Origin of the sequence: Arthrobacter sp. AFG20, assembly GCF_002892795.1 — a bacterium.
Lineage (GTDB): Bacteria > Actinomycetota > Actinomycetes > Actinomycetales > Micrococcaceae > Arthrobacter.
Window position 1 is genome coordinate 68,218 of record NZ_PJMC01000008.1, and the last position, 16,758, is coordinate 84,975.

The 16,758-nt window shown below is 68.0% G+C and carries 14 protein-coding genes and 1 riboswitch; of the genes, 11 read left to right on the top strand and 3 right to left on the bottom strand.

Going from position 1 to position 16,758, the window contains the following annotated elements:
• Positions 1 to 43 precede the first annotated feature (43 nt).
• From CXZ05_RS11215 to CXZ05_RS11230, 4 genes are read left to right on the top strand one after another with little or no spacing between them, the layout of a single operon-like run.
• Complete coding sequence (locus tag CXZ05_RS11215) at positions 44 to 772, top strand: ABC transporter ATP-binding protein (RefSeq protein ID WP_102972683.1); 729 nt, start codon at positions 44 to 46, stop codon at positions 770 to 772.
• The gene (locus CXZ05_RS11220) at positions 769 to 2,805 is read left to right on the top strand and encodes a YhgE/Pip family protein (RefSeq protein WP_102972684.1); all 2,037 of its coding nucleotides are present in this window, start codon (positions 769 to 771) and stop codon (positions 2,803 to 2,805) included. Before CXZ05_RS11215 ends, CXZ05_RS11220 begins: the two co-directional genes overlap by 4 nt.
• Positions 2,802 to 3,452, top strand: a complete 651-nt coding sequence (locus CXZ05_RS11225; RefSeq protein ID WP_102972685.1) for a TetR/AcrR family transcriptional regulator — start codon at positions 2,802 to 2,804, stop codon at positions 3,450 to 3,452. The genes CXZ05_RS11220 and CXZ05_RS11225 overlap by 4 nt, the downstream gene beginning before the upstream one ends.
• A 17-nt stretch (positions 3,453 to 3,469) precedes the next feature.
• Positions 3,470 to 4,156, top strand: coding sequence for a hypothetical protein (locus CXZ05_RS11230; RefSeq protein WP_180987363.1), 687 nt, complete (start codon positions 3,470 to 3,472; stop codon positions 4,154 to 4,156).
• Positions 4,157 to 4,193: 37 nt separating this feature from the next.
• Here CXZ05_RS11230 and CXZ05_RS11235 read toward each other — a convergent pair whose 3' ends face one another.
• Positions 4,194 to 4,721 (bottom strand): histidine phosphatase family protein, encoded by a 528-nt coding sequence (locus tag CXZ05_RS11235; protein ID WP_102972686.1) that lies wholly within the window; start codon positions 4,719 to 4,721, stop codon positions 4,194 to 4,196.
• 157 nt (positions 4,722 to 4,878) lie between these two features.
• On the bottom strand, positions 4,879 to 5,754 hold the full coding sequence (locus tag CXZ05_RS11240; protein WP_102972687.1) for a winged helix-turn-helix domain-containing protein: 876 nt from the start codon (positions 5,752 to 5,754) through the stop codon (positions 4,879 to 4,881).
• 155 nt (positions 5,755 to 5,909) lie between these two features.
• Here CXZ05_RS11240 and CXZ05_RS22850 point away from each other — a divergent pair, with 155 nt between their 5' ends.
• Positions 5,910 to 6,176, top strand: coding sequence for a hypothetical protein (locus CXZ05_RS22850; RefSeq protein ID WP_146033089.1), 267 nt, complete (start codon positions 5,910 to 5,912; stop codon positions 6,174 to 6,176).
• A 190-nt stretch (positions 6,177 to 6,366) separates the two neighbouring features.
• On the opposite strand, the gene CXZ05_RS11245 is transcribed toward CXZ05_RS22850, so the two are convergent.
• On the bottom strand, positions 6,367 to 7,392 hold the full coding sequence (locus CXZ05_RS11245; protein WP_102972688.1) for a hypothetical protein: 1,026 nt from the start codon (positions 7,390 to 7,392) through the stop codon (positions 6,367 to 6,369).
• A gap of 197 nt (positions 7,393 to 7,589) precedes the next feature.
• Here CXZ05_RS11245 and CXZ05_RS11250 point away from each other — a divergent pair, with 197 nt between their 5' ends.
• From CXZ05_RS11250 to CXZ05_RS11275, 6 genes are all read left to right on the top strand, one after another.
• Positions 7,590 to 8,330, top strand: coding sequence for a response regulator transcription factor (locus CXZ05_RS11250; RefSeq protein WP_102972689.1), 741 nt, complete (start codon positions 7,590 to 7,592; stop codon positions 8,328 to 8,330).
• Between the two features lie 3 nt (positions 8,331 to 8,333).
• On the top strand, positions 8,334 to 9,947 hold the full coding sequence (locus CXZ05_RS11255) for a HAMP domain-containing sensor histidine kinase (RefSeq protein ID WP_180987364.1): 1,614 nt from the start codon (positions 8,334 to 8,336) through the stop codon (positions 9,945 to 9,947).
• Positions 9,948 to 10,051: 104 nt separating this feature from the next.
• Positions 10,052 to 10,205, top strand: a riboswitch (cyclic di-AMP (ydaO/yuaA leader).
• 5 nt (positions 10,206 to 10,210) lie between these two features.
• Complete coding sequence (locus CXZ05_RS11260; protein WP_102972690.1) at positions 10,211 to 11,092, top strand: hypothetical protein; 882 nt, start codon at positions 10,211 to 10,213, stop codon at positions 11,090 to 11,092.
• A 204-nt stretch (positions 11,093 to 11,296) separates the two neighbouring features.
• On the top strand, positions 11,297 to 12,727 hold the full coding sequence (locus CXZ05_RS11265) for a bifunctional glycosyltransferase family 2/GtrA family protein (protein ID WP_102972691.1): 1,431 nt from the start codon (positions 11,297 to 11,299) through the stop codon (positions 12,725 to 12,727).
• Positions 12,724 to 14,697, top strand: a complete 1,974-nt coding sequence (locus CXZ05_RS11270) for a glycosyltransferase family 39 protein (RefSeq protein ID WP_180987365.1) — start codon at positions 12,724 to 12,726, stop codon at positions 14,695 to 14,697. Before CXZ05_RS11265 ends, CXZ05_RS11270 begins: the two co-directional genes overlap by 4 nt.
• Positions 14,698 to 14,703: 6 nt before the next feature.
• Complete coding sequence (locus tag CXZ05_RS11275) at positions 14,704 to 16,755, top strand: glycosyltransferase family 39 protein (protein WP_102972692.1); 2,052 nt, start codon at positions 14,704 to 14,706, stop codon at positions 16,753 to 16,755.
• Positions 16,756 to 16,758: the final 3 nt, after the last annotated feature.

A 16,758-nucleotide genomic window follows, 5' to 3' on the forward strand; every position in this document is an offset into this window, starting at 1 on the left:
TTCAGTTAGCCTTGAAGCAGACAACTTCTGCGAAAGGCTCGCTTTGCTCTGCGCACGACAGCTCAGCGTCAAAGGCCGGCGGCTCGACCTCCTGCCGGCGACTTCCCTTCAGGTGGCCCGCGGTGAACTGCTGCTGGTAACCGGTGACCGCCAGGACCAGCGCACGGCCCTCGCCCTTGTTCTCAGCGGCCGGATGAAGCCCGACGGCGGCACCGCCAGTTGGGACGGCTCGGCCGGGGTTCGGCCGCTGCGCCGCGCCAGCGCCCTGGTCGACTCCCCCGGCGTCAACGAACCCGAACAGCACCTGAGCGTCGCGGACCTCGTGACCGAGGATCTGGCACTGATCCCCCGGCGCTACCGCGGCGCCCTGCTCAGCAAGCCGTGGCTGAAGGTCAACCGCTTCGAGGACGTCGCCGGCATGTGGACGGAGCAGCTCCTGCCGGCGCGCCGCACCGAGCTCCTCACCGCACTGGCCCTCGCCGACCCCGGCACCGACCTCCTCGTGGTGGACTCCCCGGACCGGCACGGCGCCGATTCTGCCCACTGGCTGCCGCGGCTCACGGAGTTGGCGTACGACGGCGGCCGGCCCCTCGCCGTTGTTGCAACCGTTACGTCTCTCCCGGACGACTGGACCGGACCGACTGCGGCAATCGGCAACGCTGCCCGCCGTCCCTCCCCGGGGAGTTTTTGTACAGATGATGGCCTTAAAACGCCCCCGAAGTCCGATTATGTGGACAAAAACTCGAGCGCGACGGGTGAGGTGGCCAAGTGACTGTCCTGCGGCTGGCGCGCTCCGAACTCAAGCGCATGACCGGCGGGCTGCTGCCCAAGCTGACCATCCTGGCCCTGACCCTGGTGCCGCTGCTCTACGGCGCGGTATACCTCTATGCCAACTGGAATCCGTACGGCAATCTCGACCGGATCGACGCCGCACTGGTGGTGGAGGACACCGGGGCGGCCACCGCCAATGGTACCCGGCTGGAGGCCGGGCAGAAGGTGGCGGACAGCCTCCTCGACGGGCATGTGTTCAACTGGCAGACGGTCCCGTCCGCTGCGGAGGCGGACCAGGGCGTCAGCGACGGAAAGTACGCCTTCGCCCTCAGGATCCCCAAGGACTTCTCCGCCAATCTCGCCTCGCCGGGCAGCTTTGATTCGGCGACCCAGGCCATGCTCAACGTCACCACGAACGACGCCAACAACTACCTGCTGAGCACCATCGTGGACAAGCTGACCACTGCCGTCCATGCGTCGGTGGCCAAGGAGGTCGGCGCGGAGACGGCCAACCAGCTCCTCACCGGGTTCGGCACCATCCACAGCCAGATGGTGAAGGCGGCCGATGGCGCTGCCCAACTGGCCGACGGCGTCACGCGCCTGCACGACGGTGCGGTCACCCTGCATGAGGGAACCGGGAAGCTGGACACCGGGGCCGCCGACCTTTACAACGGCCAGGTCAGGCTGCGTGACGGGGCGAACGAGCTCTCGGCCGGCGCCGGACGGCTGAGCGGAGGGCTGACGGAGCTGCGGGACAGGACGGCAGGGCTTCCGGCGGACTCACAGCGCCTCGCTGACGGTGCCGCGCAGGTTGCGGCAGGAAACGCGGCGCTGAACACCAAGGTGCAGGACGCCGTCGGGCAGCTCGGGGCTGCAGAAGATGGCCTCCGCGGCCGGGTGCAGGCCTCCAACAGCAAGCTGGTGGCCGCCGGCGTGCTGACGCAGGAACAGGCGGACAAGGTGCTCGCGGAAGTCGATTCAGCGGCTGCCTCCGGTCCGGTCAGTGATGCCAAGGCGAAGATCCAGGCAGACGCCGCGCAGATCCAGCAGCTTTCCGACGGATCGGCTGCGGTCAGTGCCGGCGCGGCGCAGCTGGCTGCCGCCGCCCCCGCGCTGACGGGCGGCATCTCGACCGCGTCCGCCGGGGCAGACCGGCTGGCGGCCGGAGCCGCGACGTTGGCTTCCGGTGAGCAGACGGCGGTGGACGGCTCCGCCGCCCTCTCGGCAGGTGCCCAAAAGCTCGACGACGGTGCGGGGCAACTCGAGAGCGGAGCGGGCACCGCCGCGGCCGGAGCCGGGAAACTTGCTGACGGGCTGTCCCAGGGAGCCGGCAACGTCCCCCACCCCGATGACTCGCAGAAGAGCGACCTTTCGGCCGTTATGGCCGACCCCGTCGCGGTCAGCAACGTCTCGCAGGCAAAGGCGGGCTCCTACGGTGCAGGGCTGGCACCCTTCTTCATGACCCTGGCCCTGTGGATCGGCATCTTCATGCTGGTGCAGGCCATGCGGCCCATCACCCAGCGCGCCCTAGCCTCCAACGTGCCGGCCTGGAAGATCGCCGTCGGAGGCTGGCTTCCGTTCCTGGCGGTGTCTGCCGTGCAGGCGAGCCTGCTCACCGTCGTCGTGAACGTCGGCCTTGGACTGCATCCTGCCCATCCGTGGCTGATGTGGCTGTTCCTCCTTGCAGCCGCCATGGCGTTCAGCGCCATCATCCAGGGCGTAGTGGCGCTCCTCGGTTCGCCGGGAAAGCTGGCGGTGCTCATCCTGCTCGTGCTGCAGCTGGTCTCCTCGGGCGGCACCTTCCCGTGGCAGACCACGCCCGAGCCGCTGCACGCCGTCCACCGGGTCCTGCCCATGGGTTACGTGGTGGATGGCATGCGGCACCTGGTCTACGGCGCGGACCTGTCCCTGATCCCGGCCACCGTGGCGGGGCTGTTTGGCTACACTTTGCTGGGGATGGGCCTTTCGACGCTGGCCGTCCGCAAGAACAAGTTCTGGACCCTTAAGACCCTGAAACCGGAGATCGCCGTATGAGCACGCTGGAGGCGGACCAGGAACCCGTTGCACCGAGGAAGCTGCGCCCCGGCCGGACCAATGCCACAAAGCAGAAGCTGTTCGAGGCATCCATGGACCTGATCGGGGAACGCGGTGCGTCAGGTGTGACGGTGGACGAGATCGCCGCTGCGGCCGGCGTGTCCAAGGGGACCGTCTACTACAACTTCGGCAGCAAGTCCGACCTGATCGCCCAGCTCCTGCGGCACGGCGTCGACATCCTCGAGGCCCGGCTGCTCAGCGTGACGGGCGGGACGGCGGACCCTCTGGCCGGCATGGAGGCGATGGTCGGCCAGGCCATGGATTTCATGGCCGAGTACCCGTCCTTCGCCAGGCTGTGGGTGGGCGAGCAGTGGCGCACGCCGAGCGAATGGCAGGACACGTTCGCCGAACTCCGGACCCGGCTGCTGCAGGTGATCGGCACGGCAATCGAAAGCGTTGCTGCGCAGTACCCGGTGGATGCCACCATTTCCCGGGGAAGCCTGGAAGCGGCCGTGTTTGGCGCCTGCTTTGTGGTGGGGCTGGACCGCCAGACATACAACCCCGAACGGAGCCGTGACCAAAGCGTTGCAGCCATCATGACAATCATGCGCGGCTACGTGCTGAAGGGGCACGATCCTCAGGGATGATTAGTCCCATGCGTCACATGGGTAACAGCGGAAAGACAGCGATCGGTGCGTTTACCGCGGCGGCAGGTCTGCTGGTGCTGACGTCCATCACGCTCGAGGAAGCGGCGCTGGTTGCATTCCTCGGCGCCGTGGCCGTGGGATACGTTGCGTCCGTGGCGGAAGCCTTTGCCCGCCACCGTTATCTTGCCCTGCTGGCGGGCGGGGTGGGAACCAGCCTGTTCATCGGGTGCGGCATCGCCTTCCTGCGCACATGGGGACTCGCCTTCAACCAGGATGCTGGCGCTCTGGGCCAGGCCGTGAGCACCCGGGACTCGGACATCTACTTCTACCTTGCGGCGGCCTCGGGATGCCTGACGCTGCTGGTGCTGTTCTGCGCGGCGGTCTGGCCGTCCCGGAGGCGGCTGCAGCACGAAGAACTCACGCGAGCCACCGGCACGGCCAGGGCTGCTGGCATGGCCAAGTCCCGGAGCACAAGCCCGGCCCGCACCGCCAAAAGGCCGGCTCCCGCGTCCACCACCCGGGCGCCCCAAGCACCGCCCCGTCCTGCAGCGAGGCTTCCCGCAGGCGCCCGGCAACCCGCCCAGCGAACAGGCCAGCAAAAGCCAGCCCAGCGGACAGGCGCACAAAGGCCTACCGCACCACGCTCTTCCGGCCCGCGTATGAACAGCACCGGGACATCGGACGGAAGCAAGCCTCGTCGCTGAACCCGGCAAGGCGCAGTCCGACGGCGGCGCGGCGCGGCTAGTGTGCGCGGGGAACCTTGAAGTGCGTGAGCTTGGCATCCTGGCCATCCAGCTCCGCCCAGGGCTTCTCGGTCTCCAGCACGGTCAGCCCGCTGGTGGGAAACCGCGTTGCGGCATCCATGTAGGCGTCGTGATTGGAATCCCGCGAGGCCAGGTGCATGGCCAGGTCCTGCACGCCGGGCATGTGGGAGATCACCATCAGCGTGGTCACGGTGTCCGGCACGTGGTTAATGACCGCAAGCATGCGCAGTGCGGAGGCGCCGTAGAGCCCGTCCTCAAGTTTCGGCGTCGGAGCCTTCTCGCCGAGTTCGCTGCACACCCACGTGCACGTCTGCCGGGTTCGCAGAGAACTGGAGCACAGGATGAAATCCGGGACGATTTTGTGCTTGAGCAGCCATTTGCCCGCCAGCGGGGCCTCGCGGTGGCCGCGCTCCTCCAGGGGACGCTCATGGTCCGCCACCCCGCCCGGCCAGTCCGCTTTGGCGTGGCGCATAAGGACCAGCCGCTTCTTATGGTGCGCACTCATGGACTCACCCTACTAGCCGCGGAGGCCAGTGCTCGATGGCCCCGAGGAACGAAGGAGGAAGAGAGCTGGCCGGATTCCTTGTCCGAGCTTGCGAGGTCAAGGAAGCCAGCGAACGCTAAGGCACGGCAGAAAGCCGCTTTGGCGCGTCGCTTAAGGACTAGATCGAGTACTCCGGAGCGGCCCAGACAACGACCTCCGGGTGCTCATAGAAGCGGTAGCCCTGGCCACGGACGGTACGCACGGTGTTGGCGAGGCGGCCGAGTTTGGAGCGCAGGCGGCGGATGTGGACGTCGATGGTGCGCTCGTTAGGTACCTCTTCGGCGTTCCGCCACAGGCCCTCGAGCAGTTCGTCGCGGCCCACGGTGCGGGTGCCGTTCTCAACGAGGTAGTTGAGCAGTTCGAATTCCTTGAACGTCAGGTTCAGGGACTCGCCGTCGAGGTGCACCTCGCGGCGGGCGAGATCGATCAGGACACCCGACGGGCGGGGATCCTGGGCCGGCTGCACGCGGGCGGTCTCGGTGCGCTGCCGGGCATTGACGGTGGGGTCGCCGAAGGTGGAACGGACGACGTCGAGCGCCGAACCGGGGGCGCTGGACGGCGCCACAGCGACGGCCGCGTAGCTCTCGGCTCCAGTAACCAGCGACTGGGCATAAGCCCGGATTTCCTGGGCGAGCTTGGCGATCGAGGTGCCGGCAGCAGCCGCGGTTTCCTCATCAATGCCCATGTACAGGACGAACCCGCGGGCAACGTTTTCATTGGGTACGGCGCGGACCGGCGCGGCGGCGGCCGGGGCCACAACAGGCGTGGGCGCGGTGAGCGGCGCGGCTTCGTCAGTCTGGACGGCGCGCAGCTGGCCGTACGAGTTCGGGTTGTAGCCCTGGGGTGCGTAACCCGGGGCGGCGGGAACGCTGTTGGCCTGGCCACCCGGGGCGAAGGCCGGGCGGGCGCCGAATCCCTGCCGCAGACCCGATGCCTGGCCTGCTTTGTTGGCGTTACGGACTGAGATGTGGACGTATCCGGATGCAACTGACATGAATGCTTACCTCAATGTGAATGGCCGTCATCGCGGCTCGAATGCTTGAGTCCCCGCAATGATTTTGGGGAGGGGCGCCCTACGCTGGGCCGGGGGGCGAATGCCTAAAAACTTCGTGGGGTGGTGAAAGTTAGGCGTGCATTCGACAACAGCGCATGTCGGCAGCAGCTGGTGTGCTGGGCCAATGTTCTGCGGCTGCAGGTGCTGTTGAGTTCTTGTTCACATTTGAAAGTGTGCAACGTAACAATGAAAACTTGCAAGTAACAATGGACGGAACTGTCCGTATGCTGAGACAAACCGCGCCTTTGTGTGATAAATCACAGTTTTGCGGCTGGTCGATTTTTCAATTTATTTTCCTGAACGGACGGTCGGAAAGCTGCTCTTGCGGAATCTTCTTCGATTTTTCCAGCAAAACTCACTGAATATTCAATGGCATTAGAGTTGCCGAAAACCCGCAGCCCGGATTCGTTGGTTGTCCAGCTATGACGCGCTCCGGACGAAGAATTTTCCGCCGAGCGCGGGTTGGGGCTGTGGTCAAGTTCGTAGAACGACGGCGGCAGCGCCCCTTCGCCTGGGCGCCGCCTTTCCGCATCCATCAGCTCGGCTGGGCAATCAGCTCGACTGGCCGGTGCCGCTGGTTCCTCCTGACTGCGTGCTCCCGCCTGATCCGGTGCCTCCGCCCGACTGCGCGCTGGTGCCGCTCACCTGCACACTCTCCGCAGGAAACGCCGAGCCGTCCTTGCCGGCCACAATCCTCACAGCGGCTCCAGTAACGATGTCGGCCACTGTCCGGTCGCCGGTTGCCGACTGTTGGCGCCGCTGCAGCATGTTGCTCACCACCGTGTCGTCGCTGAGCGTGTAAGTGCGGGTGAACCCGTCGGCGCTCTTCACTGTGACCGAACCGGAGGAAACGGCGGAAACAGTGCCGAGCTGCGCCACCTTGGTGACGTACTTCCCGTTCTCCTCGACGACGTACTCCGAATGGACGGCCGCGGAAACGCCGCTGCCCATGCCGCCGAGGCCGTTGGGCGCGAAGTCGCCTCCCTGTCCTGGCGCCGTTCCGCTTCCCGGCGACTGCAGGCCCGGACCGCCCATCGACCCGCCGTCCTGCGGCAGGCCGCCCTGGCTCAAACCGCCCTGCGTTCCACCCTGCGCCAACCCGCCCTGGGCACCTGCGGCCGTTCCGCCGGCAGCGGCAGCGTTGCTGCCCAAACCGTAAACGGTGGCTCCGGCGCCAGCGGCAAGAACCGTAGCCGCACCGGCCACGACCAGCCCACGCTTCATGGTCCAGGGCTTGCCGCCGCCGCCCGGACCTCCCGCTTTTCCGGCCAACGTCGGCCCACCCCAGCCCGCGTGCGGGGCCTGGTAGTTCGTGGTTTGGGAGTTGAGATCGGCCGCCGGGGCGGCAGAGTCCGGCACGGCGGCGGGCGGTGCGGCATTCGAGGCGGCGCTGCCCGAGGAGAACGTGCCCAGGGAGGTCACCGGTTCAGTGTCGGGTTCGGCAGCTCGGGCAGGCCCGGCCCCGGAACCGGCATCCCGGCCGGCCCCCGGCCCTGGCTGGTATGAGTACTTATCCGGCTGCGGCGCCGGAGGCAGGGGTGTGGTTTCTGGAACAGGTGTGTGCTGCTGTCCGCTCATTGCGGTCTCCTTAGGGGTGCGGACGTGTCCGTACCAGACTGGAAAGCCTTCCTGTGATTGGCCTGTGCGGCGCAAGGGCCATGCCTGTGACCTGAAAAATGCGTACACGGCGCCTTTCAGCTCGCTAGGCTGGGATTCACAGCCGGCGCACAGGGTTGCCAAAGCGCCGGCTAATCACCAGAACGGAGAGTTGTCACATGGCCACTTCGCACTCCATGACCAACAACCTTCCCCAGCTGACCCACCCGGACGGATCCCCCATCCGCGCCCTGGTGGTCGACGACGAGCCGAGCCTCTCAGAACTTATGAGCATGGGCCTGCGCATGGCTGGCTGGTCCGTCGCCATCGCTGCCGATGGTCCGGAGGCGGTGAAGCTCGCCAAGGAGTTCCGCCCGGACGTGCTGGTGCTTGACGTGATGCTTCCCGGGTTCGACGGCGTCGAGCTCCTGGGCAGGATCCGCGCCTTCGCGCCGGAAGTCCCGGCCCTGTTCCTCACCGCAAAGGACGCGGTACAGGACCGCATCGTGGGCCTCGCCGCGGGCGGCGACGACTACGTCACCAAGCCGTTCAGCATGGAGGAAGTCCTGCTGCGCCTGCACCGGCTGGTCCAGCGTTCCGGCGTCGCCGCCATGGATTCCGCCGAGCTTGTGGTGGGCGACCTCGTCCTGAACCTCGACACGCGCGAAGTCACCCGCGCCGGCGACGAGCTGCAGTTGACAGCCACCCAGTTCGAGCTGCTGCGCTACCTCATGGAGAACCCCAAGCGCGTGGTCAGCAAGGCCCAGATCCTGGACCGGGTGTGGAACTACGACTTCGGCGGCCAGGCCAACATCGTCGAACTGTACATCTCCTACCTGCGCAAAAAGGTGGATGCCGTGCACCCGCCGATGATCCACACGGTCCGCGGCGCGGGCTACGTCATCAAGCCGGCAGAGTAGGCCGTGGCAAACCTTTCCGGTGCAACCCGTACCCAGCGCCGAAGCTGGCTGAAGCCGGACACCTGGCACCTCCGTACGCGCCTGGTCCTCGTTGCCATGGCGCTTTTGGTGGCCATTTGCGGCGCGATCGGCCTGTTCAGCTACGCCTCGATGGACTCCTATTTGACCCAGCAGCTGGACAAGCAGCTCTCGGAGGCGGCCCATCGCTCCAGCGAGTTCGGCCGGCCGCCCCAGGGCAATCCTGGCACCAAGCCCGATCCGCTGGGAGCCCGTGGCCAGCGGATCGGCACCGTGACGGCCCGGATCGAGGACGGCACGGTCATCAGCGCAGGTTTCATTGCCACGGACGCCACCCTTGCCTCGCTGTCCGCCGCGGACGACCAGGTCCTCCTGGAGCTCCGCCGCGACGGCGTGCCCGTAGAGCGCACACTGTCCTCCGGCACCTACCGCCTGGTCGCCGCCCAGGCGCCTTACGGCGACGTCATCGTCACCGGACTCCCGCTCGCGGAAAAGCAGAACACCCTGACATCGCTGGTGTGGACGATTACCATCGTCTCGCTGGGCGGCCTCGTGCTGATCGGCCTTGCCGGGACGGTGCTCATCCGCCGCACCATGAAACCGCTGGAGCAGCTCTCCGAGGTGGCCACCCAGGTGTCACGCCTGCCGCTGGACGCCGGTGAGGTGGCACTCGCCGTCCGCGTCCCGCCGTCGAACGCCCATCCCGGAACTGAAGTGGGCAGCGTGGGTCACGCCCTGAACCAGATGCTGGACAACGTGTCCAACGCTTTGGAGGCGCGGCAGGAAAGCGAAATGAAGGTGCGGCAGTTCGTGGCGGACGCCTCCCATGAGCTCCGCACGCCGCTCACGGCCATCCGCGGCTACACGGAGCTGATGCGCATGACCGAAAAATTCACTCCGGACGGCCAGCGGTCCCTGGCACGCGTGCAGAGCCAGTCGGAACGCATGACCGCCCTGGTGGAGGACCTCTTGCTGCTGGCCCGGCTCGACGACGGGCAGCCGCTTAAGCTCAGCGACGTGGACCTTACGCAGCTCGTGATTGAGACCGTCAGCGACGAAAAAGTCATGGCACCGGACCGGGCGTGGCACCTCGACCTTCCCGAGGAACCGGTGTCGGTCAGGGGCGATGCCTCGCAGCTGCACCAGGTGCTGGTCAACCTGCTCTCGAATGCCCGCAAGCACACGGCCCCCGGGACCACAGTCACCACCGGGGTCATGCGCTCGGCGGACGGCAGCGCTGTGATTACGGTCACGGACGACGGCGCCGGCATCCCGCCCGAATTCGTGGACAAGGTCTTCGCGCGTTTCGCCCGCGCAGACGCGTCACGTGCGACGCCCGCGCAGGCTTCCCTTGCGCCTGCTTCGGCAACGGCGAAGGGTTCCCCTGCCGGTGGCGTGGGCGCGCAAACGGCCCTCCGTACCGCGGTTTCGCAGGGAGATCCGGGGGTGGCGTCGGCCGAGGGAACCAGCGGCCTGGGCCTGTCCATTGTGCAGTCCATCGTGGCGGCGCATGGCGGCACAGTGGAGGTCACATCCCGGCCTGGCCGGACAGAATTTGCCGTCCGGCTGCCCACGCAAGGCGCCGCGCCGTCGTCGTGATGTCCGTTACCTAAATGTGACTTAACCAGAAGCCTCCTGTACCGTCGATAGAGTGCGGCCGCCACTAGAGCCGCATGTCCGGATTGACGCCCAGCTCTGCCGCTTCCCGGATTCCGCTAGTTCAGGCAGAGGCGGGGGAACCAGAGTCCCGGGCTTTCCGCATTAGCCCTTGGGGTGAAGCCGACACGTGAATTTTCCGTGCGGCCGGATGACCTCATCCGAACCCGACAGCTAACTCCGCAGGTGTTGAGAGGCAATCCACCATGTCTGAATTTGAGACTCAGGCGCGCCCTGAACGCGCCTCCGAGCAGTCCGACCGCAAGATTTCCCGTCACCGTGCAGAGCCGGTCCGGCCTGCGACGGCCTGGGGCCGTTTGACCGCGAGCCTTCCGTCCTTCGGGCGCCGGGCAGCAGTCCTGACCACCGCTGCCGCCGTGCTCGTTGGCGTCGGGGCCGCAGGCCAGGCGGCTGACCAGGCTGCGCCTTCCGCCACTCAGCCGACCGCAACCACCGCTGACGCCGGGCAGACCCTGAGCTTCGACAAGACGCTGATCTCCGCCCTGCCCGCCCCGTCCGCGGCGTCCATCGCGCCGCAGTCCTCGTCCCAGGCTGCCGCCGACAAGGCAGCCACCACGAAGGCCGCCGCCGCAAAGGCTGCCGCCGCACGGACTGCCGCCGCCAAGGCAGCCACCGCGAAGGCCGCCGCCGCTGCCAACGCCGCCGCGGTTGCCAAGGCCAACGCCGACGCTCAGGCAGCCGCCGCCAAGGCAGCCGCTGCTAAGGTCGCCGCCGCGAAGGCTGCTGCCAGGGCCAAGGCCGCTGCACCTGTGGCCCTGAACGATCCCGCCGGCGCACAGGCCTACGCGGCCAGCAAGCTGGGGTCCTTCGGCTGGTCCGCAGACCAGATGCAGTGCCTGAAGCGGCTCTGGACGAAGGAATCGGAATGGCGCACCACGGCCACCAACGCGAGCAGCGGCGCCTACGGCATTGTCCAGTCACTGCCCGCCGAGAAGATGGCGACCGCTGGGGCGGACTACCGCACCAACTACCGCACCCAAATCAACTGGGGCCTGGACTACATCAAGGAGCGCTATGACTCCCCGTGCGGCGCGCTGAACTGGCACCTCGCCCACAACTGGTACTGAGAGTTCCCGCGGCCAAGCCGGCCGATGACGAGCATTTTGCACCGCTTTAGGGTGACCGTCTAAAGGCCGAGGGCCCCGGATCCGCTAGGATCCGGGGCCCTTCTGCGTCCCTGCTCTTCCTGCCGCGAGCGCCGAATCTACTTCCACAGGCCCCGCACAGCTTGGCCCTAAAACCCTCATAACAGCGGCGGCCACTGTTGAGCCATGACCATTGCTGAACAGGCCTCCGGAACCCAGCCGCACCCTCCGCTGCGCACCCCGCACCCTGATGTCCGAATCGCAGGACACGCCCCGGCGCACACCCCCGCCGGGCACAGCCGGCGGTCGCCCATCGACACCGCCGCCGCAGTACCGGTCCTGGACGTGACCATCCCGGTCTACAACGAGGAACGCGACCTGGAGGAGTGCCTGCGCCGGCTCCACGCCCACCTGCAATACACGTTCCCGCATTCGTTCCGCATCACCGTTGCGGACAACGCGAGTACCGACGGCACACTGAAGGCGGCCGAACGGGTGGCCCGGGAACTCCGTGAGGTGACCGTGGTGCACCTCGAAGAGAAGGGCCGCGGCAACGCCCTGCGGAAAGTCTGGCTGGCTTCGCCGTCGCCTGTCCTGGCTTACATGGACGTGGACCTCTCCACCGACCTTGCCGCCTTGGGTCCGCTGCTGGCACCGCTGATCTCCGGCCACTCGGACCTGGCCATCGGCACGCGGCTGACCCGCAACTCCCGGGTGGTCCGCGGGCCGAAGCGCGAATTCATCTCCCGCAGCTACAACTTCATGCTGCAGTCCCTGATGGGTGCCCGCTTCAGCGATGCGCAGTGCGGCTTCAAGGCCCTCCGGGCCGACATCGGCCAGCAGATCCTGCCGCACACCGTGGACACCGCCTGGTTTTTCGACACTGAACTCCTGGTCCTCGCCGAACGGTGCGGTCTCCGCGTCCACGAGGTGCCGGTGGACTGGACCGACGACCCCAACTCCAGCGTGGACATCGTCCAGACGGCCCTGGCCGACGTCCGTGGCATGGCGCGGCTCAGCAAGGACATGGTCACCGGCCGCATCCCCGTCGCCGAACTCCGCGCGGCCCTGGCCCGCGGCCCCCTCCCCGCGGCTTCACGCAGCCAGGAGCAAAGCCCCGGCGGCAGCCTGTTCGGCCAACTGGTGCGGTTCGGCACCATCGGCGTGGCATCCACCCTGGCCTACTTGGTCCTCTTCTACCTCTGCCGCAACCTTATGGACCCGCAGCTGGCCAACCTGCTGGCCCTGCTTACCACAGCCGTTGCCAACACCGCCGCGAACAGGCGCTTCACATTCGGCATCGCCGGCAACAGTGATGTTGCCCGCCACCACTTTGAAGGGCTGCTGGTATTTGGCATCGGGCTCGCCCTCACCTCCGGTGCGCTCGCACTGGTCCACAGCGGCGCACTGCCGGGAGGCACGACGCCGGACCGCTGGCTTGAGCTGGCGACCGTCACCGCCGCGAACCTCGCGGCCACCGCGGTGAAGTTCCTGCTGTTCCGGCTGTGGGTCTTCCGACGGCGGCCGGTCCCCGCCAACGCTCCCGAAGATCCTGCCGCCTCCGAGGCATCCCTCCCGCAGGCATCCGACCCGACCACAGAAATGGCACAGTCATGAGCACCACTGTCACTCCCCCGAATCAGACGACAGAGCAGGCGCCGGCGGCCGCCGCGCACGCGGCGCCGGCTGGGGCCCGTGTTCCCAAAACGGGCGCTCCGGAGCGAACCCGCCAGGCCGGCCGGGCATCCCGGCTCCTGGTGGGAAACCAGCCGCGCTGGATCCGGCCCTCGGCGGCGGCCCTGCTGGCGTTCACCGCTGTGCTGTACCTGTGGAACCTCGAAGCCACGGGATACGCCAACTCCTTCTATGCCGCAGCCATCCAGGCTGGTACCAAGGACTGGACGGCGCTGCTGTTCGGCTCCCTGGACGCCGGAAATGCGATCACCGTGGACAAGCCCCCGGCGGCCCTGTGGATTCCTGCCCTCGTAGGCAGGGTCTTTGGTTTTTCGCCGCTGAGCATGCTGGTGCCGCAGGCACTCATGGGGGTGGCCGCCGTCGGACTCCTCTACCTGACGGTCAAGCGCATTTCCGGTCCCGCGGCGGGACTGCTCGCCGGCGGCGTGCTGGCGCTGACGCCGGTGGCCGCGCTGATGTTCCGGTTCAACAACCCCGACGCGATGCTCACCCTGTGCCTGGTGCTGGCCGCCCACCAGACCACCCGCGCCATTGAAAAGGCAGGCTGGAAGTGGCTGGCCGCGGCGGGTGCAGTGATTGGCCTGGCCTTCCTGACCAAGATGCTCCAGGGCTTCCTGATCGTTCCCGGCCTCGCACTGGCCTACCTCTGGGCCGCCCCGACGAGCCTCGGCAAGCGATTCCTGCACCTGCTCGCCGCTGCAGGCGGCATCGTGCTGGTGGCCGGCAGCTACATCGCCCTGTTCCAGCTCACTCCCGCTTCGGCCAGGCCCTATATGGCCGGTTCCGAAACCAACAGCTTCCTGGAACTGACCTTCGGCTACAACGGCCTGGGCCGCATCACCGGCTCCGAAGGCGGTATGGGCGGCGGCATGCCCGGCGGCGGCGGTGGCATGGGCGGGAATGTCGGCTTCGGCGGTGCCGCCGGGATCACCCGCATGTTCGGGACCAGCTTCGGCGGCGAGGTGTCCTGGCTGCTTCCCTCGGCCCTGATCCTGCTGGGTGCCGGCCTGTGGTTCACCCGCCGCGAGGGCCGCACCTCCCGTACCCGCGCGGCCCTGGTCCTCTGGGGCGGCTGGCTGCTGGTCACCGCCGGAATCCTGAGCTTCATGAGCGGCACTGTCCACCCGTACTACGCAGTTGCGCTGGCACCGGCGATCGCCGCGCTGGTGGGCATCGGGGCGGTGGAACTGTGGCGTGGCCGTGCCCACTTGCCGCCCAGGATTACGCTGGCCGCGACAGTCCTGGCCGGGTCGGTCTGGTCCGCGGTGCTACTGGGACGCGATGCCACGTGGCTGCCCTGGATCAGGGTGGCCGTGGTGATCCTCGGCGTGCTGGCCGCCGTCGCGCTGCTGCTCCGGATCGATTCGCTCCAGGCTGTTCCCGCCCGGCTCCGCAGGACGGCGACGGCGACTGTCGTGGCGGTTTCGCTGCTGGCCGGCGGGCTGGGCAGCACTGCGTGGACCTTCGCCACCGCAGCCCAGGCGCACTCCGGATCGATTCCGACGTCGGGCCCTACCGCGTCCGCGATGGGTGGACCGGGCGGGCAGGGCGGACGCGCCGGATTTGCAAACTCCGAACTCACCGCGCTGCTCCAGGCCAGCACCGCCAAGTGGTCCGGAATTGTTTCGGGCGCCAGCCAGGCGGCCAGTCTGGAACTCGCCACGGGCACCAGCGTGATTGCCCTGGGCGGCTGGAACGGCGGCGACCCCTACCCCACGCTCGCGCAGTTCCAGGAGATGGCGGCCAACGGTGAGATCGGCTACTTCATCCCTGGCGGCGGGATGGGCGGGGGCGGCGGACGCGGCGGAAACTCCGAGGTGGCCACCTGGGTTGCCGCCAACTTCGAGGCCCAGACCGTGGGCAACTCCAACGTTTACAAGCTGACCGACTAGGCAATCATGACCAACACCATCCCACGGTCCTCATCCCCCGCTGAGGCCCAGAACCACGGTCCTGCGCAGCAAACATTCACCGGGCAGCCAAGGAACCCGCGGCAGCCGCGGACCCCGCTGCAACCTCGACTGAAGCGGCAGTTCCGGGAGGAGCTGCGGTCCCGGCTGGAACTTGCCGTCCTTCTGCTCGGAACGTCGGTCCTCTACCTGTGGAACCTGGGCGCCTCCGGCTGGGCCAACGCCTTCTACTCGGCGGCGGCCCAGGCCGGGTCCCAGGACTGGACGGCGTGGTTCTTCGGCTCGTCCGACTCCGCCAACGCCATCACGGTGGACAAACCGCCGGCCGCCCTGTGGATCACCGGGCTGTCGGTCCGTCTCTTCGGACTGAATTCGTGGAGCATTCTGGTACCGCAGGCACTGATGGGCGTGGCCACGGCGTGGCTGCTCTACCTGGCCGTGCGCCGCGCCGCCAGGCCCGCCACCGGCGATGACCGGCTGGCCCATCTCGGCGGCCTGCTGGCCGGGGCGGTGATGGCCCTGACGCCGGTGGCCACCCTGATGTTCCGCTTCAACAACCCCGACGCGCTGCTGGTGCTGCTCATGACGGTGGCCGCTTATGCGGTGCTGCGCGCCATCCAGGACGCGCGCTTCCGCTGGCTCCTGCTGGCCGGAGTGTTTCTGGGCTTCGGTTTCCTGACCAAGCAGCTGCAGGTCCTGCTTGTGGTGCCGGGGCTGGCGGCCGGATACCTGGTCGCGGCCCCGGTCCGCGTCGGGAAGCGCCTGCTGCACCTCGCGGGTGCCGGGGCCGCCCTGGTGGTATCGGCCGGGTGGTGGCTGGCCGCCGTCGAGCTCATCCCCGCGGAAAACCGCCCCTACATTGGCGGCTCGCAGTCGAACTCCATCCTCGGGTACAACGGCCTGGGCCGGCTCAACGGCGACGAAACCGGCAGCGTCGGCGGCGGGAACGGCTGGGGAACACCGGAACTGCTGCGGCTCTTCAACACCGAGTTCGGCGGGCAGATCGCCTGGCTGCTGCCGTCCGTCCTGATCCTCGCCGGTGCCCTGCTGTGGGTCGGCAGGCGGGCACCGCGGAGCGACGCCGTCCGGGCCTCCGTGGTGATCTGGGGCCTGTGGGTGGCGGTCACCGGGCTGACGTTCAGCTTTATGGCGGGCATCATCCACCCGTATTACATGGTGGCCCTCGCACCGGGAATCGCAGGGCTGGCCGGACTGGGCGGCGTCCTGCTCTGGCAGCGCCGTACCCTGCCAGCCGCGGCGGTACCGCTGGCCGCGGCGCTGGCAGCCGCCACCGCCATTGCCTTCCAGCTGCTGGGCCGCTCGCCCTCCTACGTCCCGTGGCTCCGCTGGCTGGTGCTGATCCTGGCGGTACTGGCCGTGGTCCTGCTCGCACCGGGCGGCGGGGTTGGCAAGTCCCTGCAACGCACGACGGCGGCTGCCGCGGTCACGGCTGCCCTCGCCGCGCCGCTGGCCTACTCCCTGGCCACCGCGGCGACCGCCCATTCCGGCGCGATTGTCAGCGCCGGACCGGCCGCAACCGGAGGCCGTGGCAACCTGGCGGGGCTGGGCACCTTTGGCGGGCAGGGCAACTTCGCAGCACCGGGCACGCTCGCAAATCCGGGCACGGCAAATCCAGGCACCCGGGGACAGGGCGGATTCGCCGGCCGGGGCGGCGGCGGTGGAATGGGCGGTCTCCTGGGCACCAGCACGCCGTCGGACGCCCTGGTGGCAGCGCTGCAGACGAACGCGGCAAACTACACCTGGGCCGCCGCCGTCGTGGGTTCCAACAACGCGGCCGGCTACCAGCTCGCCGCCGAACTGCCAGTCATGGCCGTCGGGGGCTTCAACGGGACGGATCCCGCACCCACGCTGGAGGAGTTCCGGCAGCTCGTCGCAGACGGCAAGATCCACTACTTCATTGGCGGAAGCATGATGCAGGGCGAAACCGGGTCCGACGCCGCGGCGCGCATCTCGGAGTGGGTGGCGGCCAACTTCCAGGCCGCGACCATCGGCGGCGCCACGCTGTACGACCTGTCCTGACGG